The following is a 24,492-nucleotide window of genomic DNA, read 5'->3' on the forward strand; positions in this document are numbered from 1 at the left end:
GCTTGTCGTTCAACGTTCCGGGATCAGATCGCCGGGCTGGGAGACATCTGGGCGGCTTGCCGCAGCGCCTCGATCATGCTACCTACTTCGGCGGTGCCTTTCCCTGCGATGTCGAAGGCGGTTCCGTGGTCCACGGACGTCCGGATGACGGGCAGGCCCACGGTGATGTTCACCCCGGCCTCGATGCCGAGGATCTTCACCGGACCGTGGCCCTGGTCGTGGTACATCGCCACGATGAGGTCGTAGTCTCCGCGCCCCGCGACGAAGAACGCCGTGTCGGCGGGCAGCGGCCCGTGCACGTCGATGCCGTCGGCCTTCAGGACTTCGACGGCGGGAACGATTTTCTCGGCCTCTTCGCCGTAGCCGAACAGGCCGTTCTCCCCGGCGTGCGGATTGATGCCGCACACGCCGATGCGCGGGTTCTCGATCCCGGCGCGCCGCAGCGCCTCGTGGCCTCGGCGTATGGTTCGTTCCACCAGGCCGGGTTCGATCTTCGCGATGGCGTCGATCAGTCCAAGGTGCGTGGTGACGTGGATGACACGGATCTTCGGCGAGGACAACATCATGGACACCTCGTCGGTCCCGGTCAGGTGCGCGAGGAGTTCGGTGTGCCCGGGGAAGATGTAGCCGCCTGCATGCAGGGCTTCCTTGTTCAGTGGCGCCGTGCAGATCGCCTGCACCTTCCCGGCCATTGCCAGCTCGCTGGCGACTCGCACATAGTGGTACGCGGCCGCACCCGCCACGGGGGAGATCTGCCCCCAGGGCAGGTCTTCCGGCAGGAGCCCCAGGTCGATGACATTGACGCGTCCAGGCTGGAACACGGCGTCGGTCACCGTGTCGACCACCACGATCTCGGTGGCGGTCCCGAGGATGGAGGCCGCCTGGCGCAGCCGTACGGCGTCGCCGATGACGACGGGACGGCAGAGCTCGGCGACGTGGGGGTCCTGGAGGGCGCCGACAATGACTTCCGGACCCACACCGGCCCCGTCACCCATGGTGACGGCGATGATCGGAGTGGCCGCTGCGCGCGGCTGTCGGCCGACGGCGGCGGTGCTGATGCTCACGACGGGACCTTTCGCTTGGTTCAGGGGGAGAAGAGTGGGGTCAAGAGGTCCGAGGGAGTGCGGAGCCAGGGCCCTGACGATCTCGACGAGCGAGTCGCCCTCCCCGAAACTGCCCGGGCGGGTGACCACTGAACGGCCTTCGGGCGTCCGGGAGTGGACGGCTCCCAGGTGTATCTGCTCAACAGGTGTCAGTTCCCGCACCTGGAGGGCGTCGAGGACGCGCCGGGCGGTCTCTCCGCCGGTCAGCACGAGGTCCACCGGCCGCGCGGACGCGCGCACCGCGTCCGCGACGGTCTCGGCCAGCCGGCGCGCGATGTCACGGGAGGCCGCAGGGAGGACGGAGCCGGCGGAGTCGAGGAAGGCCACGACCGCCCGGTCGCCGATCGGGATGTGGGGGAGGGGCTCCCGGCCGGCAGGTGTGCCGAGGAGCGCCGTCACGGGCAGGGCAACGGGAACGGCTCCGGCCTCGGCCAGCCGGCGCACCTGTTCGGCCGCGACCGGCTCCGCGCTGCCCACCACGACGAGCGGCGCCGCGTCCCTGCGCCGAGCGGTGTGCGTCGGGGCGGGCTCATGCTCCTCGACGGCCGTACTGAGACTCCGCAGATGGCGCCCGAGCGCGTCGGCGAGCCCGCCGGATCCCACCAGTCGCACCGACGGCACGGCCAGCGCGGCACGCAGCACGGCGTCCAGATCCTGATCGGTCTCCGCGTCGCACAGCGCGATGCGCGCCTCCTCGGCGCACGAGGCAATCGCGTCGGAAAGACGATCCGATCGCACGGTCGCGAGGTCCAGCACGCGGGCCCGGAGCGGCGCCAGCGCTGCCTCGACCGACGTCGGAGCCGGGACGCCGTCCACCGCCCAGGCGTTCGCCCGGTGGAGGGCCACGCCGGCCAGGTGCAGCACGCCGCCGCGCACCACCCGATCCAGGCCAGGCAGGGCAGGGGTGACGATGATGCCGGCCCCAGGCGTCGTCAGCGCGGCCACTTCCGCCGCGACGTTGCCGCGCAGCAGCGAGTCGATCTTCTTGAAGACCAGCCGCGGACGCCCGGCGGAGGCCAGGGCGACCGCGGAACGCACCGCCGCGGCCGCCTCGGCGGGACGCAGGTGCCGGGAGTCGGTATCGACGACGAGGATGTCGGCGGAATCGCGCTCGCCCCGCACGGCGTGGTCAGTGAGAACAATCCTTGTGCGTGTTGTGCGCATCATGATGCGTGCTGCCACCTCGGCCGCACCCGACAGGTCGTCGGCCACGACGAGGACACCGTCCGCGGCCGTGCTGGGCTTGGGCTTCAAGGAACCCCCGATACAGTCAGGTATTGCACGTCAGGCAGGCTTCCGCAGTCCTCGCGAACCTCTTGCGCGATCCGCTCCGGAGTGAGGCGTGCACGTCCGCGCAGCCTTCGTCTTGAGCGGATGATGTCACAGCTTGCACAAAATGCGCTAGACCTCTTGCGCGAAGTGCGCAGGCGTGTAATGGTGCAGCAACGTCGTTGTGACGTGGGAAACATCCGGTCCTGGCAGGCGGCCGCTGCTGAGAGGCGCACCGCTGCGGACGGTTCAGAAAGCGAGAACCCCAGTGACTCATCTCGGAAGCGCCCCCCAGTTCTCCCGTCGCAGTCTTCTCCGTCTCGGTGCTCTCACAGGCGCGGCCATGACCCTGAGTCCCCTCGCCGCCTGCGCGGGACCGGGAACCGCCCCCGGCGCGGGATCCGGCGCCGGCTCCACCGCCGGCCCGGGGATCACGCTGGCGCTCAACCGCTCGCTCGTGTCGCTGGACAACAAGCTCAACCAGTTCGATGCCGCCGTCACCGTCCAGCGCGGCGTCCGTCAGGCGCTGACCTTCATCGATCCGAAGCTCACCGTGCAGCCCGTCCTGGCCGAGAGGTTCGAGCTGACGGCTCCCACCGAGTGGACGGTCAAGCTGCGCGACGGCGTCCACTACTCCGATGGCAGCCCGGTCACGGTCGAAGATGTCTCAACCGCCCTGCAGATGTACCAGAAGGTCCTCGGATCGTTCCTGGCCGGCCTCTTCCCCGAATGGCCGACCGTCACCCCCGTCGACGCGAGCACCTTCAAGCTCGTGACCGAAAACCCGGTGCCGACACTCGACTACCTGATGGCGAACATTCTGATCACCCCCGCTGCCGCCAACAAACCGGAGGAGCTCCAGGGCGGCATCGGATCGGGCCCCTACGTCGTCACCTCCGCGAACCGGGGCACCGGTGAGTACACGCTGCAGGTCAACGGCAAATACTGGGGTCCCGCGCCCGTGATCAAGACCGTACAGGTCAGGTTCCTCCCGGAGGAGGCCAACCGCGTCGTCGCCCTGCGCAGCGGCGAGGTCGATCTGATCGACTCGATCTCCCCCGATGCGATCAGCCAGCTCTCCGGCCTGAGCGACGTGGAGATACAGCAGGTGCCGAGCACGCGGATCAGCCAGCTCTTCTACAACTTCCGCAAGCCCTCCGGGCACCCGCTCGCCGACGTGCGCGTGCGCGAGGCGCTCAGCTACGCCATCAACGGTCCCGCCCTGATCAAGGACGTCTTCGCCGATTCGGTGACCCAGGCCCGAGGCGTGGTGGCGGACACCCTGACCGGGGCGGTTCAAACGGGCGAGTACGTCCACGACCCGCAGAAGGCCCGGCAGATGCTCGACGCCGCCGGAGTGAAAGATCTCAAAATCAAGATGATCTGGGAGACCGGAGAGTTCGCCAACGACACCAGTGTCATGGAGGCGGTGGTGGAGATGCTCAAGGCGGTCGGTGTCCAGGCCGAACTCCAGCAGTTCCAGCCGGGCGGCGAAATCTCCAAGTGGCGGCAGGGCCGGGCCGGCGACTGGGACGTCCTCGGCAACGGCTATCCCGGCCCGACGGGGCTGGCGCTGACTCCGCTGCAGGGCATGTTCGCCGGCACGGCGGAAAAGGAGGCCACCCGGGACACCTACCATGGCTACGTGATCCCCAAGATCACGACCTTGCTGCAGAAGGCCTCACAGGAAACCGACAACACGGCCAGGGAGCGCCTCCTCGCCACCGCCCAGAAGGAGATCTGGAACACCTGGCCCTGCATGTGGGCCTTCGTCCCCAAGACCGTCATCGCCCGGCGCAAGCGCATGCAGAACGTCCTGCTCAGTCCCACCAACTCCTACGACCTCGCATCCGTCCGGCTGAGTGGATGAGTCGTGATCCGCTACGTCGCCCAGCGTGCCGGGCAGAGCATCCTGGCGATCTTCCTGACCGTCTCCGCGGTGTTCGTCCTCGTGCGGCTGGCACCGGGGGATCCGGTGGCCGCCTACGCCAGTCCCCTGGCCACCACTGCCGAGCTCGAACGCATCCGGGTCCAGTTCGGCCTGGACAAACCGCTCTTACAGCAGTACGGAATTTTCGTGCGTGACCTGTTCGGCGGCGACCTGGGCACGTCCTTCTCCTTCCAGGCCCCCGCCCTGGACGTCGTCCTCAGCCGGATGCCGTACACCGTCATGCTCGCCGTGTCCGCCATCCTGTTCGCCGCGGTCGTGGCCATCCCGGTCGGTGTCTGGATGGCGCGGCACGCCGACACCGGCCGCGAGCTGGGGGCCAACGTGGCCATGATCGCCGGCCAGTCCATGCCGGAGTTCTGGAGCGGCATCATGCTGCTGACCATCTTCGCCGTGCTCGTCCCCGTCCTCCCGGCATCCGGCTTCACCAGTTGGGCCGGCATGGTGCTGCCGACCGTGACCGTCGGCATCCTGCAGATCGCGCTGATCTCCCGGATGGTGCGCCGGGAGATGGGGGCCGGCTTCGCGGCTCCGTACCTGACGATCGCCCGCTCCCGTGGCGTCTCCGAACGCGGCCTGACCTGGCGCTACGCCATGGGCAACTCGGCCATCCCGGTGGTGACCGCGCTCGGCACCCGCTTCGCCGCCATGCTCAACGGCGTGGTGGTGGTCGAAGTCGTCTTCGCCTGGCCGGGTGTCGGATCGCTCGTCGTGCGCGCGCTGGAAACCAGGGACTACCCGCTGATCCAGGCCACCGTCCTGGTCACGGCCATCCTGACCGTGGCTGTCCAGCTCCTCATCGATCTCACCTACCCGCTGCTCGACCCGCGGGTACGACTCGGGAAGGCGGTGGCCTCATGACCGCCCCGCGCATCGGCACCGCGGCCGGCGCCGCCGACGGCTTCGGCAGCCGGAGCACCGCGGAGCCCCTCGCGCGGCCCAGCGCGGTCTCCGCCAAGGATCTCGCCCGGTCCGCGGCGGTCCGCCGCCGCAAGAGCGCGCGGCTGAAGACATGGGTCGGCTCGGTGTGCGTGGCCCTCGTCGTCGTGCCTGTCGCCCTGGCCAACATCCTGCCGATCCCCGGGCCGGACGACCAGAGCCTCGGCCTGCGTCGCCTGCCACCGCTGGCCGACGGGCACCTGTTCGGAACCGACCAGCTCGGCAGAGATCTTCTCTCCCGGGTCCTGCACGGCGGCCAGGTCTCGCTCACCGTCGGCGTGCTGGCCATCGTCGTGTCCGGCATCATCGGTCTCATCGCCGGCGCCGCGGCCGGATTCTTCGGTGGCTGGGTCGATGCCATGGTCTCGCGCCTGCTGGAAGCGCAGCTGTCGCTGCCTCTGCTGTTGATGCTGCTGCTCATCGTCGCGCTCTTCGGCCCGTCCATTCCGGTCATCACCTTCGTGATCGCGATCGCGCAGTGGCCGGAAGTGGCCCGCCTGACCCGTTCTCTGGTGCTCGTCGAGCGGGAGAAACCGTACGTGGCCGCGGCCCGGGTGCTCGGCCTGCATCGCATCACCATCCTGTTCCGGCACGTGCTGCCCAACGTCGTCAAGCAGGCCACGCTGGTGATCCTGCTGTTGCTGGCCCAGGCCGTGCTGCTGGAGAGCGCGCTGAGCTACTTGGGCGCCGGCCCGCAGCGCCCGTTCGCCACCTGGGGCCGCATCATCTCCGACGGCCAGGACTACATCACGACGTCGTGGTGGCTGGTCACGCTGCCCGGTCCGGTCATCGTGCTGCTTGTCGTCGGTGTCAACCTGCTCGGAGACGGGCTGCGGGACCGAGTCCGCAGGCGGAAGGAAAGGTGAGCCGGGCATGACAGCCGAGTTCGACGGGGCCGATCCTCCCCTGCTGGAGGTCGAGGACCTACAGATCGAGCTGATGACCGAAGCCGGCATCGTCCGCGCCGTCGACGGTGTCAGCTTCCTCATCCGCCAGGGCGAAACCGTGACGATCATCGGCGAATCGGGATCGGGCAAGTCCACCACGGCCATGGGCATCCTGCGGCTGCTCCCCCCGGAGCTGGCGGTCCTCTCTGGCAAGGCCCGCTTTCAGGGAGTCGACGTCATCGCCGACCCCGGCGCGGTACGCAAGGTGCGCGGGCGTACCGTCTCGCTCATCCCGCAGGATCCCATGACGGCGCTCAGCCCCGTCCACACCATCGGGCAGCAACTCCGCGAGGCCGTGCGGCTGCGCCAGCGTGGCCTGTCCCGGTCGGAAACCGTCTCGCGGTCCGTCGACCTGCTGGCCCGGATGCACATATCGGATCCGGAGCCCCAGCTACGCAGGTATCCGCATCAGCTGTCAGGAGGCATGCTGCAGCGTGTGCTCATCGCGATCGCGCTCGCCGGATCGCCCGGGCTGCTCGTCGCCGACGAACCGACCTCCGCCCTGGACGTCACCGTCCAGGCAGGCATCCTCGACCTGCTGCTCGAAGTACAGGAGAACACCGGCATCGGCATCCTCATGATTACTCACGACATCGGCGTGGCCCGGCTCGTCTCGGACCGCATCCATGTCATGAAGGACGGGCGATTCGTCGAGTCGGGCGAGGCCGAGCAGATCGTCGACGCACCCCGCGACCCGTACACCAGGAAGTTGCTGACAGCGGTCCCACGGCTGGGCCCCTGGGACGAAGACGGCGAGTCCCTGGAAGCGTCCCTCGACGACGCCGTGGGAGAACCCCGATGACCGACGCGTTCCTCGAGGTCGACGGCCTCGTCGTGGACTATCCCGTCGCCCACGGCGTGTTCCGCGCGGTCGACAACGTCAGCTTCTCCGTGCGGCGGGGCGGCACCCTGGCCATCGTGGGGGAGTCAGGCTGCGGCAAGTCCACGATCGCCCGGTCGATCGTACGGCTGGTCAAGCCTGCCGCAGGCCGCATCGTGGTGGGCGGCACCGACATCGCCCAGCTGAGGGAGAAACAGCTGCGCCCGATGCGCACCCGGGTACAGATGATCTTCCAGGACCCGTACGGATCGCTCGACCCGCACCTATCGGCGGAGGAGATCGTCGCGGAACCGCTGCGGGTGCGCGGAATGCGCGACAGACGCGCCCGGGCCAAGGAGGCGGCCAGGCTCATCGACCAGGTCGGCCTGCCCGCCACGGCCCTGGAACGTCGCCCGCCGGAGTTCTCCGGCGGCCAGCGCCAGCGCATCGGCATCGCCAGAGCCCTCGCCTCCAAGCCCGACCTCCTGGTCTGCGACGAGGCGACGAGCGCACTGGATGTGTCCGTGCAGGCGCAGGTCCTGGCCCTGCTCGTGAAGATCCAGGCCGAGACCGGCCTCACCTATGTCGTGATCTCCCACAACCTCGGTGTGGTCAGGGAGATCAGCGAGGACATCGTCGTCATGAGCAAAGGGCGCCTGGTCGAGTCCGGCCCGACCCGGACGGTGCTGGCCGCCCCGGCCCACCCCTACACGCGCGCACTCCGCAGGGCCGCGCTGGATCCGGCCACGATGCACGGGCGCAAGCCGCGCCACCTGGTGCGGGCCCCGTCCACTACGCAGACCCCCGGAGCACCCGTTCAGCGAGGAACCGACCGATGACAACTTCCGTACCGGCGATCTCCCTACCGGCGGCGACACCGTCCGGGGCGCACATCGGGCTGTCCCGGCTGGTGCTGGGAACCATGACGTTCGGCGACACGGCCGACGCGAAAGAGGCCGCGCGCATGCTGGACGTGGCGCTCGACTCCGGCATCACCGGTGTGGACACCGCCAACGCCTACGCGGGCGGCGCGACCGAGTCCATCCTGGCACCGCTGCTCGCCACCCGGCGCGACCGGGTCGTCCTCGCCACCAAGGCCGGTATGCCCCATCCGGACGCCCATGATCACCCGCCGTTGTCCGCCAGAGGATTGCGAGCGAGCCTCGAAGGCAGCCTGCGCCGCCTGCAGGTCGACCACGTCGACCTGTTCTATCTGCACCAGCCCGACCGCCGCACGTCGCCGGCCGAGACGCTCGGCGCGATCGCCGAGTTCGTCGCCGAGGGCAAGATCAGCGCGCTCGGCGTCTCCAACTACGCTGCCTGGCAGATCTCGGAGATCAACCATGCCGCCGACGCCGTCGGCGCGCCACGGCCTGTCGTCGCCCAACAGCTGTACAACCTCCTGTCCCGCAGGGTAGAGGAGGAATACCTGGAGTTCGCGCGGAGCACCGGCCTGACCACCATGGTCTACAACCCGCTCGGCGGGGGCTTGCTCACCGGGCGTCACACCTTCGACCATGACCCCGCCGCCGGCCGCTTCGGCGACTCCAAGCTCGCTCCCCTGTACCGGCAGCGGTACTGGAGTCCGGCGCTGTTCGAGGCCGTCACCGCCCTCGGCGAGATCGCCGCGCAGTCGGGCATCTCCCTCATCGAGCTTGCTCTGCGGTGGCTGCTCCATCGCGACGGCGTGGGGGCCGTCCTGCTCGGCGGTTCCAAGGCCGAACACCTGCGCGCGAACATCGCGACCGCCGCGGCCGGGCCGCTTCCCGAGGATGTCGTCGCAGCCTGTGACCGCGTGGGGGCGGCGCTGCGCGGCCCCATGCCCGCCTACAACCGATGAGAGCCGACCGCCGAGGAGAAGACCAGCAGTGAGCATCACCGACTTCACCGCCAGGATCCGTGCCCGGGAGCCCGCACTGGGCTACTGGTCCGTCCTGGATTCGCCGGTGTCCACCGAACGCATCGCACGCCTCGGCTACGACTACGTGTGCCTGGACGCCCAGCACGGGCTGCTGGGCTACTCGGGGCTGCTGAGCGGCCTGATGGCGATCGACGCGGGCGGCGTGTCCGCGGGCCTGGTCAGGGTCGAGGCGAACGACCCCGGCCACATCGGCCGTGCCCTGGATGCGGGCGCCGCGGGTGTCATCGTGCCTCTCATCGACACCGCCGACGACGCCGCGGCGGCCGTCTCCGCGACCCGCTATCCGCCGAAGGGGCGCCGCTCGTACGGCCCGATGCGCTCGGCGCTCCGCATCGGGCCGCGCCCCGCGGACAGCGACGCCACAGTGCTGGTCCTCGTCATGATCGAGACGGCACGGGGGCTGGCGAACATCGAGGCGATCTGCGCGACCTCCGGCCTGGACGGCGTCTACGTCGGCCCGTCCGATCTGTGCCTGGCTCTGGGCGGCGCCTTCCCCGGCGACCCCGCGATCGCTTCCCCGTTCGAGGACGCGCTGGTCACGGTGCGCGAAGCCGCCAGGTCCGCCGGCGTCGCCGCCGGCATCCACACCCCTGACGGCGGGACCGCCGCCAAGCGCCTGGCCGAGGGATACACCTTCGCCACCATCGCCTCAGACCTCGTCCACCTCGAACAGGCCGCGAAGTCCCACCTAACCGACGCCCGAGCCCAGTCTCGCCGAGGAGAACAGTGAGCCAGCCCGTCGTTCCCGACCATCTGCCCATGGACGGCATGATCCGCGTTCGCGACGACGATCCGGACCGCCATGAGGCGTATCTGATCGCGCCTGCCGTGCAGAACCACGCGGCCAACATCATGTCGCTACGCGACGGCGCTCTCGGCTGCGTGTGGTTCGGCGGCACGCAGGAAGGCGTCTCGGACATCTCCATCTGGTTCTCCCGGCTGCAGAAGGGGACGGACACCTGGTCCACGCCGACGCGGCTGTCCGACGACCCGACGCGTTCCGAGCAGAACCCGGTCCTGTTCCCCACTGCCGCCGGAGAGCTGTGGCTGCTGTACACCGCCCAGCACGCAGGCAACCAGGACACCGCCGAAGTCCGTTGCCGCATCTCGCACGACGACGGTCACACCTGGGGACCCGTGCACACCCTCCTGCCCGCCACGAGCCGCGGCGGCGTCTTCGTCCGGCAGCCCGTGCTCGTGCTGCCGTCCGGCCGATGGCTGCTGCCCGTCTTCAACTGCGTCACCACATCGGGGAAGCGCTGGGCCGGCGACCGCGACACCAGCTCTCTCATGGTCTCCGACGACGAGGGACGAACCTGGCGCGAACAGCCCGTCCCGGACAGCGTCGGCTGCGTCCACATGAACGTCCACCTGCTGGCCGACGGCACGCTGCTCGCCCTGTTCCGCAGCCGCTGGGCGGATTCGATCTACGCGAGCCGGTCGGAAGACGAGGGCATGACCTGGAGCGTTCCCGCTGCCACCGAGCTGCCCAACAACAATTCCTCCATCCAGTACGTCACACTGCGTGACGGCCGGCTGGCGCTGGTGTTCAACGCCAGCAGCGCGGCCGACGCCACCGAGCGCCGGGTGTCCCTGTACGACGAGATCGACGATGACGGCCTGGCCGCGACCCCGGCGAGTCGGTCCGGCGACGAGCCGGCACCCGCCGGGAGCGATGAGCGGACCGCGTTTTGGGGCGCCCCGCGTGCGCCCATGACCCTCGCGCTGTCTGGCGACGGAGGGCGCACGTGGCCGATCCGCCGCGATCTGGAGGTAGGCGATGGCTACTGCCTGACCAACAACTCCCGCGATGGCCTCAACCGAGAGTTCTCCTACCCGTCCATCCAGGAAACCGCCGACGGTGACCTGCACATCGTCTTCACCTACCACCGTCGCGTCATCAAGTACGTCCGAGTACGACCCGAGTGGGCCGCCCGCGCCGATGGCATCTGACGTGCCGATGGACGCCGCGCCAGACCGCCACACCGGACAGACCTCGGACGAGCCGCAGCACGCGGTGGTGACCGGGGCAAGCTCCGGCATCGGCCGGGCGGTCGCCACACGCCTGCTCCGCGAGGGCTGGAGAATCACCGGGATGAGCCGTACCCGCCCTCCGGAGCACCGCCAGGACACCCCGGCCTACTCGTGGCTCCAGGCAGACCTGACCGACCTCGACCAGCTGGCCGACGCATCGGCCGCGGTGGGCACCGTCGACGCCATCGTTCACTCGGCGGGCGTGCAACGCTCCGCGCCGCTCGGACGCCTCTCGGCCCAGGACGGCGCCCTCATGTGGCGGGTCCACGTCGAGGCCGCGACCGTTCTGGTGAACGTCCTCGCCGGCGCGATCCGCCCAGGTGGCCGCGTTGTGCTGATCGGAAGCCGCACGATGGCGGGCGCGGCGGGCAAGAGCCAGTACGCGGCGACCAAGGCCGCGCTCGTGGGCTTGTCCCGTTCCTGGGCCATGGAACTGGCCCCGCGTGGGATCACCGTCAATGTGGTCGCCCCCGGCCCGACCGACACCCCCATGCTGCGTGATCCCGGACGTGCCGCCACTCCGCCACGGGTTCCGCCGCTGGGCCGGTTCATCAGGCCCGAGGAGGTCGCGGGACTGACGGCCTTCCTCCTCGGACCGGAAGGAGGCGCGGTTACCGGCCAGCACCTGGTGATGTGCGCGGGCGCATCACTGTGAACTGGCAGCTCCCGCTCCGTGGCAGTGGGCGAAGGAACGGCGGGTGAGGATGGTGAGCTGCCTTCGGGCTCGATGATCGCTCGGCAGTCCTCGCCCGGCCCGGCGCTCACCACGTGGCCCGCGATCAGCTCAGGCCGGCGGCGCGGCTGGCCGGCTGGACCCCGTCGTATGCGTACGCGACATGTCGGGCAGTGATCCATCGGCAGCACCCGATGGGTCGGACAGACCGCGGCCCAGCCCAGCTTCCACCACACCTGCCACCCCGAGGCTGCCAAACACTCCGAGCAAGCCCGGCTGCCGAAGAGCTTCACCCACTCACGAGCCTCCGCCCTGCGGAGTGACTCCTTGTCGACCACGCGGACGCCCGCCAGGTTCACAGCGGAGCCGTTGAACACACCCAGGTGTAGATCGCGTACGATCTCGGCGCCCACTCCTGTGGCAGCCGTGATGGCCAGGTGCACCTCCGCAGTCGCAACGATGCCGTAGGCCAACGAGCGAACATCGCCCGGCACCGCGCGTACATGCAGTTCCAGTGACTCGACGATCGTCCACGGCGGGCATCCGTTCCGCACCGCAGATCAACCCAAGAGGCGAACGACTGGCGCCTCTGGTCAGCGAATTGACATCTTTCTTGAGAGGAATCGGGAGGATGGCCGGGCGGGCAAGTGGCAGCTCAGGGCGCTCTGGGGCTGGCTACTCGATGATCTTGTCATTGACTGGGGCTGTGGTCAGGGCTGTGACAGGTTGAATGAGACGCGGTCCGAAGTTGTCCCATCGAAGGTGGCAGTTTTCTTGGTGTCAGGCTCGGTTTCCCGCTCCCCAGTAGAACGGCCCAGAGGTTGAGTGAATCTTGATGCGCCATCCGATCCGCTCGAGCTGTCGTTCGAGGTCCGGCGGTTGTTGCGGGACTTTGACGATCCGGTAGGCGGTCCCGTCCAGGAGCTGGCGTTGTATTGTCGCGGATTGCTCGCCTTCGATGAGTTCGTCGGCGGTCCGGTAGCCGTCGTCGACGAAGAATACCCGCCCTTCCGGTTTCAGGCAGTCGGCCACCAGCGACCAGAAGGACGCGAAGCGTTCGGGCGGAACATGTGACAGCCAGAACCCGAAGAAGACGACGTCGTAACGACGGTCCGGCTTCCAGCGGAACAGGTCGGCTGACACGAATTGCACCCGCTCGTTCTCGCCCACCCGGGCCGAGGCGATGGCGAGCATTTCCGGGGACGCGTCCACGGCGGTGACATCTGCGGCGTGCTGGAGCAGCTGGGTGGTCCATATGCCTGGGCCGCAGGCGAGTTCGAGCACGCTGCCGGTCGGCCGGAACGCATCGAGCGCCGCCGACAGCTCAGCGGCTCCGGGAAAGGGTAGAGCGTGGCGCTCGTATTCCGCGGCAACCGCCCGGTAGTAGACGACCTGTTCGTCGAGTAGTTTTTGCAGGTTCCCGCCATCAGCCGAGTTCATGGATCGACTATCACAAAATCATTCGCCGGGCTGCAACACCGACAACGTCGACGTCCAAGAAGAGGTCTTGGGGTTGGGGCAGCACATGTGGTGAGCCTTGGCTGACCGTGTCGGCGATACGGAGGGGGGTGAAGCCGGCATCGGACATGATCAGAAAACTACCGATTAGTTCGACGTCCCGTCTGCCCCGTCCATGCCGTGAGCTTCTCTCGGTAAGTCCCCCCCGGCGAGTGCAACGGTCTCCCCGTGGCGTAGTCCTTCGCTGGCCCCGCGACGATTGGCGGCAGATGAGTGCCAAGGAGCTCGGTCGAGACGTCAGTCCACGCCGCACCAGTAGGCGAGCTGGTGGCTCGTGCTTTTGACCACACGCGGCGGGGACTCAGGTTGTGGCCAGATCTGCAGCAGGTAGCGGTCGACGACGGCATCTCCCGTGGCCAAACTGTTCACTTTGGCGCCTTCGTCCATGTTTACGCCGTGATAGCGCAGCCGATACCACCCCGGTCGCGAGGGCAACTCGGGTAGCAGATGATCGTCTTCACCCCACCATTCGGCTATGCGGAGCGATTCCGACTGGGGCATGAAGCTGATCTCCACGATGTCCTCGTATCCGTCGGCGTCCGCTCCCGGGTCCTCATCGGCCACAGTCACTGAGAAGCCGACCGGCCCTGTGTGCAGGCCCGTGATCAGAAGAGCTTTGCCTTCCTCCACCGCCACCCTGATAATCCCCACGGGGTGCTCAGGATGGTTGTCAGGACGGTCCTCCATGGTCGGGAACTCGTCGTATCCGTCGGCGAGGTAGGCCTGCCGGTAATGGACATGGAGATCGAACGACGCGGTCTGCGCGGTGGCCATGCCGCCAAGAGTACGATCATGAGCTGACATTTCTCATGGTCCGGGCACCACGGGCGGCCGACGCCTCCCGGGCAGCGAGGAACTCATCCAGCAGCGTGAAGAGGACCTCGATAACCTTGGCCTCCTCTTCCCGGGTCAGTTCCCACTGCTCCCACCCGTCGGGGAGAGCGATATGGCGCACCTGCCCATGCCAGCCGTGGTTGCAGTCCTGGCCCCGCCGAGCCACCAGCCACTCCCGCCAGCCGCCCAGTCCAGGACCTCCATGACGCAGCGCGTGCTGGTCATAACCGTCCAGGAAACCCTCAACCCCAGCAAGCCTCGAGCCCACCACGAACATGCCCAACCGCTTGGCCACGTGGGCGAAGTACTCACGTTCGCTCATTCCTGCCAGGTCCGCCGTCACCGATCCGCCTCCTGACACACCGCCAACTTGATCTTGATGGCAAGGATCGCCGGGATGTGGGCATTACCTCCGAAGATTTCCGCATTCGGAAGGGCTGCGTCGCCCAGCTATGCCTCAATCACGATCTGTTGTCACTGGAAGGAGGACCGGACGCTTGTGATCGTCTGCCAAGGGCGTAGGCCTGAACCGCGAACAGTGGACCCGCTACGTACCCGCCCTGCCGTATCAAGACCCCTGCGCTCAGTGATCGAGGCCAGGCCCTTGCAGTCCGGGAAGGCGGGCCGCTCACCCCCGCGTGCACCCATCTTGATGAGAACAGCGTCGATCTCGGCGACGCCCAGCCAGCGGGCGTCCGACGCCGCCGCGGCCTCTCAAGACCGTTGAGGCAGCACCCGCTTGAGAGACGGCGTAACTGATACAGTCCGGGACTGCTGTAGATCATTTGGACGCGGCTCCCACGTTTCGGAGGACTACTCGATGCGCCGTTTATCGGCTTTCTTATCCGCCGTGCTCATAGGTCCGGCGGCGACGCTCGCCGTTCCGGCCGCGGCGGAGGCCGCCGTTCCCGATGTGGTGAGCGCCGTGCGTAACCAGCTCGCCAAGGGCGCGAGCGTGACGTTCACGCAGTACGGCCACATCGAGATCAACAACAGGAACAAGTACGACAATCACACGGCCCGAGTGTTCCGCTACCATCCGATGCAAGAGGGAACGCTGGTCCTCGGCCGGCGCGGTGTCGTCGCGGCGAGTATCAAGCGCCGGGTGGACTTCGACCGTGACCTGCTCCCGCTCGCCAAGGAGCATGCGGAAGAAGGCGACCCGGTCTCTCGCAGCCTGATCGCGCAGACGCAGCCGCACCGCTGGATCAACACCAAAGGCCGGTTCTACAGCACCGGGCGGCTGTGGACCGCGGACCTGCCCGAGGGAAAGACGTGGGCGCGGCGCGGCGACCGCAGCGCCGGCTCCACGGCCTTCGGCGACCAGATCATCAATTTCTTCGAGATCGCGACACTCAAAGCGCTGATCGCCGATGCCGATGAGAAGAAGTTCAACCTGCCGAACCCCGCGGGGAAAACTCCCGACCGCAAGCGGACCGGGTTCTACCGGGGCACTCTCACCTTCGCCGAGTTGTACGACCTCTCAGCCACCTTCCGGCAAGTAGCAGGGAAGCGGCCGGACGCGAGTTATGCGAACACGGTCGTGGGATGGAGCATCGTCTTCGACGCGAAGGGGCTGCCCTTCAAGTTCGGCTCAGGCTTCAGCACGCAGGAAAAGGAAAAGTATTACACCCAAGGCGGCGCCACCACGGATATCGTGAGTTGGGGCCCGGCCAGGACTCTTGCGGCGCCCAGCGCGAGGCAGGTCGGTGCCGTCCGCGCTCCCGTCGATGGCCTGCCCGAATTCGACGACCTGGTGGAACTTGCCAAGGTGGACGCTCCGCCCTCGAAGCGTTAGCCGCCAGGTCCCGGTGGGGATGCGTGGGCCTGCCCAGAGCCGCTCGCGTACCGGCGGGCCATGGGGTCAGGTGGGGCCGACGTGAGCCGCTTCCGGCGAGCCGACCTGGGCGAACAGGACGCGGGCGCGCCGCCATGCCGCCTCGGCCGGCATCCGGTCGCCGCGGGCCCACTGCACGTCCCCGAGCGCGCTCAGCGCGCAGGCCTGCCACAGCGGCGTCTGGATAGCCGAAGATCCGCAGCGCGTCGGTCAGGTGGCCGTACGCCTGCTCGTGCTCGCCCCGCCGATGGTGCAGCAGGCCGAGCGCGACCCGGATGCGCCCGCGCTCAGGTGCGCTGGTCTCGCAGCGTCTGCAGCAGCTCGCCAGCCCGGGTCTCGGCAGCAGCCTCCGCCGCGCCTGCTGTCGGGCGGTCTGCGCCGCGGCCTGGGCGACGGCGAGCCGATCAACGTACGTCGCCGAGCTGTTCGGTGGCGGCCAGGTCCTCGCGCAGCTGCCCGGCCTCGCTCGCGATCGCCGTGTCTGGACGCAGCGAAGATGACAGTGGAGCCTGCTCCTAACCTGGGCGCTGTCACTTCGATAGGTGTCGAAATATCGGCGCTCGCGTCATCGAAGTTGGCAGTACCCGGTCGTACATCGCAAAGACAAACTGGCGATCTTGCGATAGGTGGCGCCAGGGTGTAACCATTGCGCCGATCGCCAGGTTGCACACCCGCTGGACTAGTGAGTCGTCGCCGGTTTCGTCAGCGGGCGTTTCGCAGGCGCAGGAGATGCCCGGTGATGTGGTCACGGGCCGCGGTGACAGCGCGAACTGCGTGCTCGTCGATGCCTTGTGGCGGGCGGGTGCCCTTGAAGAGCAGGGTGGCGTAGCCGTGCGTGGTGGACAGGTGCACGTAGACGAAATCGGCGGTGTCGGCCCAGGAGGTGTCGGCGGGCAGCACGTCCGCGGCCAGGCGCATGAGGGCGGCCGTGAGGTGGCGGCTCTGCTCCTGGACGGTCGGGCGGTGGGGCTCGGCGAAGTCATAGGAGTAGACGAGGTCGAGGCCGGCGCGGTGCTCCAGGACGAAGCGGGTGTAGGCGCCCGCGGTGGCAGCGAGCCGGTCCACGGGATCGGGCCCCGCTCGCTCGGCCGCCTCGACGAGAACGTCGGTGATGTCGCTGATGATGGCGGCCGCGCAGGCGGCGAGCAGTGCCTCCCGATCGGGGAAGTGACGGTACGGCGCGGCCGATGACACGCCGACGCGGGCGGCGACCTTCGCCACGGAGAAACCGGTGACGCCCGACTCGGCCAGGAGCGCGAGACCTTCGCGGATCAGCTCAGAGCGCAGGTCGCCGTGGTGGTAGCCGCGTTTCTGCGTCGTGGGTCTGCTCACGGCGAACGATTCTCCTCCCTTTCCAATGTTAGAGTACTCTTACTTATGTTAGAGCACTCTTACATCTGCGGGAATGAGGACGCATCATGGAGCAACGGACACTCGGACGGCAGGGGCTGGCGGCGTCGGCGCTGGGATACGGCGCGATGGGCATCTCCCTGGCTTATGGGCCGTCGGATGAGAACGAGGGGATCGCGACGATCCGTCGGGCCCACGAGCTGGGCGTGACGTTCTTCGACACGGCCGAGCTGTACGGGCAGGGCGAGAACGAGCGGATCGTCGGCGCCGCGCTCGCACCGATACGCGACGAGGTCGTCATCGCGACCAAGTTCGGCTTCGACTTCACCGGCACCAGAGAGGGCGGTGTCGACAGCCGTCCCGAGCACATCCGCGAGGTCGTCGACAACAGCCTGCGTTACCTCGGTGTCGACGTCATCGACGTGCTCTACCAGCACCGCGTCGACCCCAACGTGCCGATCGAGGACGTGGCCGGGACGGTCAAGGAGTTCATCGACGCCGGCAAGGTCCGCTACTTCGGGCTGAGCGAGGCGGGGGCGAACACCATCCGTCGCGCGCACGCCGTACAGCCCGTCTCGGTTCTGCAGACCGAATACTCCCTGTTCGAGCGGGACGCCGAGATCCTCTTCCCCGTCCTGCGCGAGCTCGGGATCGGGTTCGTCGCCTACTCGCCGCTCGGCCGGGGTTTCCTCACCGGGCAGGCCAAGCCCGGCGCCGAGTACGACCCCACCGACATGCGCACCTGGGACGCCCGCTTCCAGCCGGGCAACTACGAGAAGAATCTGGAGGCCACCCAGCGGCTCGCCGACCTGGCCGCGACCAAGGACGCCACCGTCGCCCAGCTCGCCCTGGCCTGGCTCCTGGCCCAGGGCGACGACATCGTCCCCATCCCCGGCACCCGCAGCATCCAGCGGCTGGAGGAGAACGTGGCCGCCGCCGACCTCACCCTCGACGACACCGACCTGAAGCGCATCGCCGAGATCCTCCCGACCGGCGGCTTCGGCGCCCGCTACCCCGAGGGCATGCTCCCCACTTGGGACTGACCCCGCTGACCGGGCACGGCCTTTTCTCCAATTCGGGTACGGCTCGGACACCAGCCGACAGATAGACGCGATGCCGGGGGCGGGTCCCGCAGGGCAGCGGATGCCGGGCGACGCGCAAGACCGGATCAGGCGCGGCCAGGCGCTGGGGGCTGAAGGCCGCGGCATCAAGGCTTAGGGACGCCGCCCCGCCCAGGGCGACCCTTTGCACGGGGCCCGCCCGATACCTCCACAGCACCACCACACAACGGGCCGCGACAGCGTCAGTCCTGGGCTCCGGCGTCGATGCTGCCGACGGTCAGGTCGGTCAGCGCCGCGATGGCCTCGGCGACGGTGGCCCGTCCCCGGTTCAGCTCCGCGGCGATCGCCTCGGCCGCGCCCAGTGCTCCGACGCAGCGCAGCCGGAGGGCTTCGTGCGTGAGCCCGGAGTACGGTCGCAGGGCGGTGGCCATCAGGTCCGCGTAGCCGTCGAGCAGCTCGCGCTCGATCGCCTCCATCTCCTGGTTCCCCTTGAGCGCGGCCGATATGGCGGTCCACTCCGGCATGTCGGTGGCGCAGGCGAAGTAGGCGGCGCTCAGGACGCGGGCGATCTCGCGGGGGACGGCCGGGGCGTCACGCAGGGCCTCCTCGGAGGCGGCCCGGTGCCGCTCGTCGAGCCGCCGGTAGAGCGCGATCAGCAGGCCGGGGCGGGTGCCGAAGTGGTCGTAGACGATCGGCCTGCTCACGCCGGCGGCCTCCGCCAGGCTGAGTAGCGTGAGGCTGTCGGTGCCGTGGGCGCGCACGATCGCCATGGCGGTGTCGAGCAGTTGCTCCCGCCTGGCCGGCTTGGACAGGCGAGTCGATCCCGTGGTCATCGTCCTCCCTTGCGGTGCCTCCCAGCATAAGCTACAAAATGTAAGTTACAGAATGTAGGTTAGCGAGAGGACATCACCGTGGAGCACTCCGTACTGATCATGGGCGGATCCGGCCAGGCGGGCGCGGGGACCGCAGCCCTCCTGCGCCGGTGGTATCCGGAGCTGCCGCTGACGATCGCGGGCCGCGATCTCGGCCGCGCCCGGCGGGTCGCCGACGAGCTCGGCGGCGCGACAGCCGTGACCATCGATCTGCGGCGAGGCGACCTCGGCCTCCAGGAGGCCGACGGCTACTCGGCGGTCGTGGCAACGGTGTGGGACAGCCACCTGAACGGACTGCGTTACGCACAAGACCGCGGCCTGCCGTACGTCAGCATCTCCAGTGGCCTGGTCGACATCGGCCCCGAGGTTGTCGCCGCCGGCCTGCGAGCCGGCGCGGCGCCGATCCTGCTGGCCAGCCACTGGTACGCGGGGCTCGTCGTCCTCGCGGTGCTCGGCCTCGCCAGGGAGTTCGACCGGCTCGACACCATCGAGGTCAGCGGCGTGCTGGACGAACAGGACAGCGGCGGGCCCGCGGCCACGGCGGACATGGCACGCCTGCTGGCCGCCACCTCGGCGGGGCACGTCCGCCGCGACGGCGTCTTCGACTGGGTCAGCGGCCCCGACGCGCAGGTGGAGGTCACCAGCGTCGACGGCGCCGTGCTGCCCGGCCAGATCGTCCCCATCCTCGACGTGCCGAGCCTGGCCGTCGCGACGGGCGCGCCCAACGTCCGCTTCGCGTTCGCGATCGGTGAATCGGCGGGCAGGCGGCGCGGCGGGCCCGCGTCCACGGAGGTCAAGATCGACCTCGAAGGCGTGGACCGCGCGGGCGCACCACTCAGGACGAGCCGCTACCTCCTCCACCCGGAGGGGCAGCGCCCCCTGACGGCGCTCGGCGTCGCCCTCGGCGTCGAGCGACTGCTCGGCCTGCGCGGCGACCCCGTGCCGCCCGGCCTCCATACCCCTGAGGCGTTGATCGACCCCGGCTACGCGGCCGAGCGGATGGCGGAGATCGGCGCCACCCTTACCGGCGCGCACGGCGATCACTGACTCCGCCGATCGAGAATCGCGGGCGGCGCACCCGTGAGATGACCTGGTTCATGATGGCTCTGTCGGCACGGGCCGCCCCGCCGGGCTCGCCCGGGCGTCTCGACACCGAGGACGGCGACCGCGGCCCGACCGCCCCGCCTAGCTCGCGGGCACGGACGTCACTTGACGCGCGTACATCCAGCCCTGACGCCTCGGCCATCATCCACGGCGGACATCCGTTCCGCAGGGCCATCCGATCCACCCGCGACGCGAACGACTCGCCGTACGCCGGTGCCACCACCAACGCCAGCCGCCGGGGCCAGAGCGCCGCCATCTCCCGAGCCGAACCTCCTGCCGTACACGTCCCCACTGTCACTCCGATGGCCTACCGGCATGTCCGCTTCCAGATGGCGTGACGGACTGTCATCTTCAAGGCCGTCAGACACGCCGCATGCGTTCGCGATGGCTCTTGACGTATCAAATGAACGGTCTTTTAATTCGCAGATGGGGCGGATCGCAGGTGTTACCGCCGCCGAGACCCGTGAGCGGCTGCTGAGGGCGGCCGCCGAGGTGTTCGCCGAGCGCGGTTACGACGGCACGCGCGTGGCTGACATCGCCGCGGCCGCGGGGGTGAGCAACGGCGCGCTGTACGCGCACTTCGGCTCGAAGGCCGACCTGATCGTGGCGGCGTTGCGTGCCCACGGGCCGCGGCTGCTCGCCGACCTGTTCGCCGCCGACCCGGACCGGCCCATCACCGATCTGCTCCTCGTCGTCGGCCGATGGTTGCCCCGCCGCCGCGAGGCCTGCGGCTACCTCATCGTCGAGGCGCTCGTCGCGGCCCGCCGTGACGAGGACGTCGCCCGGCCGATGCGCGACTACATGGGCGAGCGCGCCGACTGGCTGTCCGGGCTCATGCGCGTCGCGCAGAACGACGGCGAGCTCGACCCCGCACTGTCGGCGGATGCGCTGGTCCACTTCTGCCTGCTGCTGGCGATGGGCAGCGCGCTCGTCACACCCGACCTGCACGCGGTCGACGACCGGGAGTGGAGCGCGTTGCTCACCCGGGTCGTCAGGGCCTTCGCCCCCGCCGGCACCTCAGCACAGAGGGGAGCGTCACAGTGAAAGTGAAGATCGACTCCGAGCGTTGCCAGGGACACGGCCGCTGCTACGACCTCGCCCCCGGCCTGTTCGGCGAGGACGAGGAGGGTTACGGGCAGGTGCTCGGCGACGGCGCCGTACCGCAGGAAGAGGCCCAGGCGGCACGCCTGGCCGTGGCCAACTGTCCGGAACGAGCGATCGAGATCCTTTAGGAGGTGTGGCATGGCCATCGACGACCGCTTCGCCCAGGATTTCCGGGAGGCGCGCGGAGACCAGCCCTTCGGCACGCGCAATGAGATCGTCACCGGCCCGGTCGCGGACTGGGCGACGGACTTCTCGCACCTCGAGCCCGAGTGGGCGGCCGATCCGTACCCCATCCAGGACGACCTGCGCCAGCGCTGCCCGATCGCGCACACGGGGCGGTTCGGCGGCGGCTGGCTGCCCACGCGCTACGAAGACGTCGCGGCCATCGCGTACGACACCGAGCGCTTCTCGTCGCGGTCCATCATCATGAGCAACTTCCGGCCGCCGCGTGAGCTGGCGCCGGTCGGCGGCACGCCGCCGATCTCGTCCGACCCGCCGTTCCATCATGACGCGCGCAGGCTGCTGCTGCCGGCGTTCACCAAGAGCGCGGTCGCCCGGCGGGAGGCGGCGACCCGGGCGTTCTGCCACGAGCTCATCGACGCGCTGGAGGGTCAGGAGGTGGTCGACGCCGCCGCCGACTACGCCCAGCACATCCCGATGCGGGTCATCTCCGACATGCTGGGCTTCCCGCCCGAGGACGGGCCGCGCTTCCGCGAGTTCATCGAGAACGCCCTCGAAGGCGTCAACCTGCCGCCCGAGGAGCGCATCGTGCGGATGGGGCAGCTGTTCGACTACCTTCTGGCCCAGATCCGCGACCATGTGGACCATCCGCGCGACGACCTGACGACCTACTTGATCAACGCTGAGCTGTACGGCAGGAAGCTCGCCCCCGACCACGTGGCCGGCACGATGGCGCTGCTGCTCATCGCCGGCATCGACACGACCTGGAGTGCGATCGGGGCATCGTTGTGGCACCTGGCCAAGACCCCTGCCGACCGGGAGCGCCTGGTCGCCGAGCCCGGGCTGCTGCCGACGGCGATGGAGGAGCTGCTGCGGGTGTATGCGCCGGTGACGATGGCGCGGCTGGTCAAGGAGGACATGAGCTGGAACGGCGTGGACATGAAGGCCGATGATTGGGTGCTGCTGTCGTTCCCGGCCGCCAACCGCGACCCGGCGCAGTTCGAGCAGGCGGGCGAGGTGGTCATCGACCGCGAGGTCAACCGCCATGTCGCCTTCGGCCTGGGCATCCACCGCTGCGTGGGCTCCCACCTGGCGCGGATGGAGCTGCGGGTCGCGCTGGAGGTCTGGATGGAGCGCCTCCCGGTCTTCACCCTGGCCGATCCTTCGGCGGTGACCTGGGCGGCGGGCCAGGTCCGCGGCCCGCGCACCCTTCCCCTTCGCCTCGCCTGACCGCCACCCGCCCGCTACCTGAGCCGGCGGGCGTCGACCACGAGAGTGATGGCCACGCCGGTGAGCGCCAGAGCGAGGGCCGGGGCGATCGCCAGGCGGGGGGCGGCGATCAGCAGCGGCACGGCGTCGGTCACCATGCCGCCCCAGTCGGTCACCGGTGGAGGCAGGCCGAGGCCGAGGAAGCTCAGCGACGTGGCCGCGATCAGCGTACGCGCGAGGTCGGCGGTGGCGACCGTGAGCACCGGCCCGGCGATGTGCGGGCCGATGGTGCGGCGTAGCAGGTAGGACGGGGAGGCGCCCAGGGCGCGGGTGGCCAGGACGAAGTCCGACGTGGCCACGCGCCGGGTGGCCGTGTGGGCGACGAGGCCGCAGTTCACCCAGCCGAACGGGACGAGCGCGGCCACCATCGTGCCCGGGCCGGGCGGCAGCACCCCCGCCAGCGCCAGGGCGAGCGTGAGGCCGGGCAGCGCCAGCGCCACCGTGGCCGCGTGCCGCAGCAGCCTCTCCGGCAACCCGCCGGCCAGTCCCGCCGCGGCGCCGGCCAGGGTGCCGAGTGCCGTGGTGATCGCCGTGATGGCGAACGCGGTCACGAAGGAGACCGCGCCGGCCGCCGCCGTCCTGGTGAGCAGGTCGCGGCCGAGCTGGTCGGTGCCGAGCCAGTGCCGCGTGCTGGGCGGCAGCAGGGCGAGGGCCGGGTCGGGCAGGTACGGGTCGTGGGGGGACAGGAGCGGCGCGAGGCCGCAGAACGCCACGATCGCCGCCAGGATCGCGATCCCCGCACGGCCCGTCCCTGGCGACGCACTCCTGAGGCGCCGGGTGGGGTCAGGGCCGTTCATGGGCGGCGCACCCGCGGGTCGGCCGCCGCCAGGCACAGGTCCGCCAGCGCCAGGAGCAGGACCGTCGCCGCCCCGATGACCAGCACGTATGCCTGCACCACCGGCACGTCGCGCTGCCGGATCGCCGAGATCGCCAGCTGCCCCACCCCGGGCCACGAGAACAGCGTCTCCACCACCACGGCGCCCGCCACCAGGTCGGCCAGCACCGCGCCCCCGGCCGTGATCGCGTTCGGCGCGGCCACCCGCAGCGCGTGCACCGTCACGGCGCGCCGCGCGCTCAGCCCCTTGGCGGCGGCCAGCCGCACGAACGGCAACGCGAGCGCCTGACCCAGATCGGCGCGCAGCAGCCGGGTCAGCGTGGCGGCGCCCGCCAGCCCGAGCGTCAGCGCGGGCAGCACCACGGCGCCCGGCCCGCTGCCGCCCCCGGTCGGCAGCGCGCGCAGGCCGACCGCGACCACGCTGATCAGCAGGATCCCGACGATGTACGGTGGCACGCTCGCCACCACCACCGTCACCGCCGTGATGACCCGGCCGCCCAGCCCTCGCGGCCGGAGCGAGGCGAGCAGGGCCAGCCCGGCCGCGACGAGCGCCGCCGCGCCCGCCAGCCGCAGCGTCGCGGGCAGGCGGGACAGTATCTCGCCCGTCACCGGGGACCGGTCCACGTAGGACAGCCCGAGGTCGCCGCGCACCACATCGGACAACCACCGCACGTACCGGACCGGGAGAGGCAGCTCGAGGCCTAGTTCGGCACGCAGCGCGGCGATGCTGGCCGCCGTCGGCTGGATCCCGCCGCGGCGCAGGATCTCCTCGGCCGGATCCCCGGGCGCCAGCGAGGTCAAGAGGAAGACCAGCACCGACAGCACCAGCAGCACGAGCAGCGTCTCCATGGCACGCCGCAGCAGGAACCGCACG

The 24,492-nt window shown here is 69.5% G+C and carries 24 protein-coding genes and 1 pseudogene; 16 read left to right on the plus strand and 9 right to left on the minus strand.

The genetic code is table 11. From position 1 onward, the window contains the following. Positions 1-23: 23 nt before the first annotated feature. Complete coding sequence (gene pdxA, locus OHA25_RS35330) at positions 24-2,357, minus strand: 4-hydroxythreonine-4-phosphate dehydrogenase PdxA (protein WP_327581243.1); 2,334 nt, start codon at positions 2,355-2,357, stop codon at positions 24-26. A gap of 358 nt (positions 2,358-2,715) precedes the next feature. On the opposite strand from pdxA, the gene OHA25_RS35335 reads away from it, so the two are divergent. Genes OHA25_RS35335 through OHA25_RS35375 form a run of 9 tightly spaced genes read left to right on the plus strand, consistent with a single transcriptional unit; the run spans position 2,716 to position 11,636 of the window. Further along, positions 2,716-4,242, plus strand: a complete 1,527-nt coding sequence (locus OHA25_RS35335; protein ID WP_327581244.1) for an ABC transporter substrate-binding protein — start codon at positions 2,716-2,718, stop codon at positions 4,240-4,242. Positions 4,243-4,245: 3 nt separating this feature from the next. After that, positions 4,246-5,181, plus strand: a complete 936-nt coding sequence (locus tag OHA25_RS35340) for an ABC transporter permease (RefSeq protein ID WP_327581245.1) — start codon at positions 4,246-4,248, stop codon at positions 5,179-5,181. Next, positions 5,178-6,125, plus strand: a complete 948-nt coding sequence (locus OHA25_RS35345) for an ABC transporter permease (protein ID WP_327581246.1) — start codon at positions 5,178-5,180, stop codon at positions 6,123-6,125. Before OHA25_RS35340 ends, OHA25_RS35345 begins: the two co-directional genes overlap by 4 nt. 7 nt (positions 6,126-6,132) lie before the next feature. Beyond that, a complete protein-coding gene (locus OHA25_RS35350) occupies positions 6,133-7,008 on the plus strand; it encodes an ABC transporter ATP-binding protein (protein WP_327581247.1) in 876 nt (291 codons plus the stop codon). Beyond that, entirely contained in the window at positions 7,005-7,865 is an 861-nt protein-coding gene (locus tag OHA25_RS35355) for an ABC transporter ATP-binding protein (RefSeq protein WP_327581248.1), read from the plus strand. Before OHA25_RS35350 ends, OHA25_RS35355 begins: the two co-directional genes overlap by 4 nt. After that, positions 7,862-8,866: an aldo/keto reductase gene (locus OHA25_RS35360; RefSeq protein ID WP_327581249.1), complete on the plus strand. Its 1,005-nt coding sequence runs from the start codon at positions 7,862-7,864 to the stop codon at positions 8,864-8,866. Before OHA25_RS35355 ends, OHA25_RS35360 begins: the two co-directional genes overlap by 4 nt. Positions 8,867-8,894: 28 nt before the next feature. Beyond that, a complete protein-coding gene (locus OHA25_RS35365) occupies positions 8,895-9,677 on the plus strand; it encodes an HpcH/HpaI aldolase family protein (RefSeq protein WP_327581250.1) in 783 nt (260 codons plus the stop codon). Next, complete coding sequence (locus OHA25_RS35370; protein WP_327581251.1) at positions 9,674-10,900, plus strand: sialidase family protein; 1,227 nt, start codon at positions 9,674-9,676, stop codon at positions 10,898-10,900. The genes OHA25_RS35365 and OHA25_RS35370 overlap by 4 nt, the downstream gene beginning before the upstream one ends. A gap of 7 nt (positions 10,901-10,907) precedes the next feature. Continuing rightward, positions 10,908-11,636 (plus strand): SDR family NAD(P)-dependent oxidoreductase, encoded by a 729-nt coding sequence (locus OHA25_RS35375; RefSeq protein WP_327581252.1) that lies wholly within the window; start codon positions 10,908-10,910, stop codon positions 11,634-11,636. Between the two features lie 218 nt (positions 11,637-11,854). Here OHA25_RS35375 and OHA25_RS61545 read toward each other — a convergent pair. From OHA25_RS61545 to OHA25_RS35390, 4 genes and pseudogenes are all read right to left on the minus strand, one after another. After that, positions 11,855-12,208: pseudogene (locus OHA25_RS61545) on the minus strand (hypothetical protein); the annotation flags it as partial. Positions 12,209-12,434: 226 nt separating this feature from the next. Continuing rightward, positions 12,435-13,094, minus strand: coding sequence for a class I SAM-dependent methyltransferase (locus OHA25_RS35380; RefSeq protein WP_327581253.1), 660 nt, complete (start codon positions 13,092-13,094; stop codon positions 12,435-12,437). 315 nt (positions 13,095-13,409) lie between these two features. After that, the gene (locus OHA25_RS35385) at positions 13,410-13,946 is read right to left on the minus strand and encodes a hypothetical protein (protein ID WP_327581254.1); all 537 of its coding nucleotides are present in this window, start codon (positions 13,944-13,946) and stop codon (positions 13,410-13,412) included. Between the two features lie 16 nt (positions 13,947-13,962). Beyond that, positions 13,963-14,349 (minus strand): hypothetical protein, encoded by a 387-nt coding sequence (locus OHA25_RS35390; RefSeq protein ID WP_327581255.1) that lies wholly within the window; start codon positions 14,347-14,349, stop codon positions 13,963-13,965. A 582-nt stretch (positions 14,350-14,931) separates the two neighbouring features. Here OHA25_RS35390 and OHA25_RS35395 point away from each other — a divergent pair. Beyond that, the gene (locus OHA25_RS35395; RefSeq protein WP_327581256.1) at positions 14,932-15,804 is read left to right on the plus strand and encodes a hypothetical protein; all 873 of its coding nucleotides are present in this window, start codon (positions 14,932-14,934) and stop codon (positions 15,802-15,804) included. Positions 15,805-16,545: 741 nt separating this feature from the next. Here the strand turns inward: OHA25_RS35395 and OHA25_RS35400 are convergent. Then, positions 16,546-17,175 carry a TetR/AcrR family transcriptional regulator gene (locus tag OHA25_RS35400; RefSeq protein ID WP_327581257.1) on the minus strand — a complete coding sequence of 210 codons (630 nt, stop codon included), beginning with the start codon at positions 17,173-17,175 and terminating at the stop codon, positions 16,546-16,548. A gap of 86 nt (positions 17,176-17,261) precedes the next feature. Here OHA25_RS35400 and OHA25_RS35405 point away from each other — a divergent pair, with 86 nt between their 5' ends. After that, positions 17,262-18,236, plus strand: coding sequence for an aldo/keto reductase (locus tag OHA25_RS35405; protein ID WP_327581258.1), 975 nt, complete (start codon positions 17,262-17,264; stop codon positions 18,234-18,236). 260 nt (positions 18,237-18,496) lie between these two features. Here OHA25_RS35405 and OHA25_RS35410 read toward each other — a convergent pair whose 3' ends face one another. Further along, positions 18,497-19,087 carry a TetR/AcrR family transcriptional regulator gene (locus OHA25_RS35410; protein ID WP_327581259.1) on the minus strand — a complete coding sequence of 197 codons (591 nt, stop codon included), beginning with the start codon at positions 19,085-19,087 and terminating at the stop codon, positions 18,497-18,499. Positions 19,088-19,165: 78 nt separating this feature from the next. Here OHA25_RS35410 and OHA25_RS35415 point away from each other — a divergent pair, with 78 nt between their 5' ends. The 5 genes from OHA25_RS35415 (at position 19,166) to OHA25_RS35435 (ending at position 22,744) form a co-directional block, all read left to right on the plus strand. After that, positions 19,166-20,173 carry a hypothetical protein gene (locus tag OHA25_RS35415; RefSeq protein WP_327581260.1) on the plus strand — a complete coding sequence of 336 codons (1,008 nt, stop codon included), beginning with the start codon at positions 19,166-19,168 and terminating at the stop codon, positions 20,171-20,173. Between the two features lie 50 nt (positions 20,174-20,223). Then, positions 20,224-20,568: a hypothetical protein gene (locus OHA25_RS35420; protein WP_327581261.1), complete on the plus strand. Its 345-nt coding sequence runs from the start codon at positions 20,224-20,226 to the stop codon at positions 20,566-20,568. Between the two features lie 88 nt (positions 20,569-20,656). Then, positions 20,657-21,274: a helix-turn-helix domain-containing protein gene (locus tag OHA25_RS35425; RefSeq protein WP_327581262.1), complete on the plus strand. Its 618-nt coding sequence runs from the start codon at positions 20,657-20,659 to the stop codon at positions 21,272-21,274. Then, positions 21,271-21,462 carry a ferredoxin gene (locus OHA25_RS35430; RefSeq protein ID WP_327581263.1) on the plus strand — a complete coding sequence of 64 codons (192 nt, stop codon included), beginning with the start codon at positions 21,271-21,273 and terminating at the stop codon, positions 21,460-21,462. Before OHA25_RS35425 ends, OHA25_RS35430 begins: the two co-directional genes overlap by 4 nt. A 10-nt stretch (positions 21,463-21,472) precedes the next feature. Continuing rightward, positions 21,473-22,744: a cytochrome P450 gene (locus OHA25_RS35435; protein ID WP_327581264.1), complete on the plus strand. Its 1,272-nt coding sequence runs from the start codon at positions 21,473-21,475 to the stop codon at positions 22,742-22,744. A 14-nt stretch (positions 22,745-22,758) separates the two neighbouring features. Here OHA25_RS35435 and OHA25_RS35440 read toward each other — a convergent pair whose 3' ends face one another. Together OHA25_RS35440 and OHA25_RS35445 are read right to left on the minus strand one after the other, a co-directional pair. Further along, positions 22,759-23,580 (minus strand): ABC transporter permease, encoded by an 822-nt coding sequence (locus tag OHA25_RS35440; protein WP_327581265.1) that lies wholly within the window; start codon positions 23,578-23,580, stop codon positions 22,759-22,761. After that, positions 23,577-24,491, minus strand: a complete 915-nt coding sequence (locus tag OHA25_RS35445; RefSeq protein ID WP_327581266.1) for an ABC transporter permease — start codon at positions 24,489-24,491, stop codon at positions 23,577-23,579. Before OHA25_RS35445 ends, OHA25_RS35440 begins: the two co-directional genes overlap by 4 nt. Position 24,492: the final 1 nt, after the last annotated feature.

The organism is Nonomuraea sp. NBC_00507, from assembly GCF_036013525.1.
GTDB lineage: Bacteria > Actinomycetota > Actinomycetes > Streptosporangiales > Streptosporangiaceae > Nonomuraea.

Excerpts from the sequence above, each read along its gene's own strand:
- OHA25_RS35420 (WP_327581261.1), top strand. The coding sequence starts at position 20,224 with ATGATGGCTCTGTCGGCACGGGCCGCCCCGCCGGGCTCGCCCGGGCGT.
- OHA25_RS35335 (WP_327581244.1), top strand. The coding sequence starts at position 2,716 with ATGACCCTGAGTCCCCTCGCCGCCTGCGCGGGACCGGGAACCGCCCCC.
- OHA25_RS35440 (WP_327581265.1), bottom strand. The coding sequence starts at position 23,580 with ATGAACGGCCCTGACCCCACCCGGCGCCTCAGGAGTGCGTCGCCAGGG.
- OHA25_RS35405 (WP_327581258.1), top strand. The coding sequence starts at position 17,262 with ATGGAGCAACGGACACTCGGACGGCAGGGGCTGGCGGCGTCGGCGCTG.
- OHA25_RS35380 (WP_327581253.1), bottom strand. The coding sequence starts at position 13,094 with ATGAACTCGGCTGATGGCGGGAACCTGCAAAAACTACTCGACGAACAG.
- OHA25_RS35350 (WP_327581247.1), top strand. The coding sequence starts at position 6,133 with ATGACAGCCGAGTTCGACGGGGCCGATCCTCCCCTGCTGGAGGTCGAG.
- OHA25_RS35385 (WP_327581254.1), bottom strand. The coding sequence starts at position 13,946 with ATGGCCACCGCGCAGACCGCGTCGTTCGATCTCCATGTCCATTACCGG.
- OHA25_RS35410 (WP_327581259.1), bottom strand. The coding sequence starts at position 19,087 with ATGACCACGGGATCGACTCGCCTGTCCAAGCCGGCCAGGCGGGAGCAA.
- OHA25_RS35355 (WP_327581248.1), top strand. The coding sequence starts at position 7,005 with ATGACCGACGCGTTCCTCGAGGTCGACGGCCTCGTCGTGGACTATCCC.
- OHA25_RS35435 (WP_327581264.1), top strand. The coding sequence starts at position 21,473 with ATGGCCATCGACGACCGCTTCGCCCAGGATTTCCGGGAGGCGCGCGGA.
- OHA25_RS35425 (WP_327581262.1), top strand. The coding sequence starts at position 20,657 with ATGGGGCGGATCGCAGGTGTTACCGCCGCCGAGACCCGTGAGCGGCTG.
- OHA25_RS35375 (WP_327581252.1), top strand. The coding sequence starts at position 10,908 with ATGGACGCCGCGCCAGACCGCCACACCGGACAGACCTCGGACGAGCCG.
- OHA25_RS35345 (WP_327581246.1), top strand. The coding sequence starts at position 5,178 with ATGACCGCCCCGCGCATCGGCACCGCGGCCGGCGCCGCCGACGGCTTC.
- OHA25_RS35360 (WP_327581249.1), top strand. The coding sequence starts at position 7,862 with ATGACAACTTCCGTACCGGCGATCTCCCTACCGGCGGCGACACCGTCC.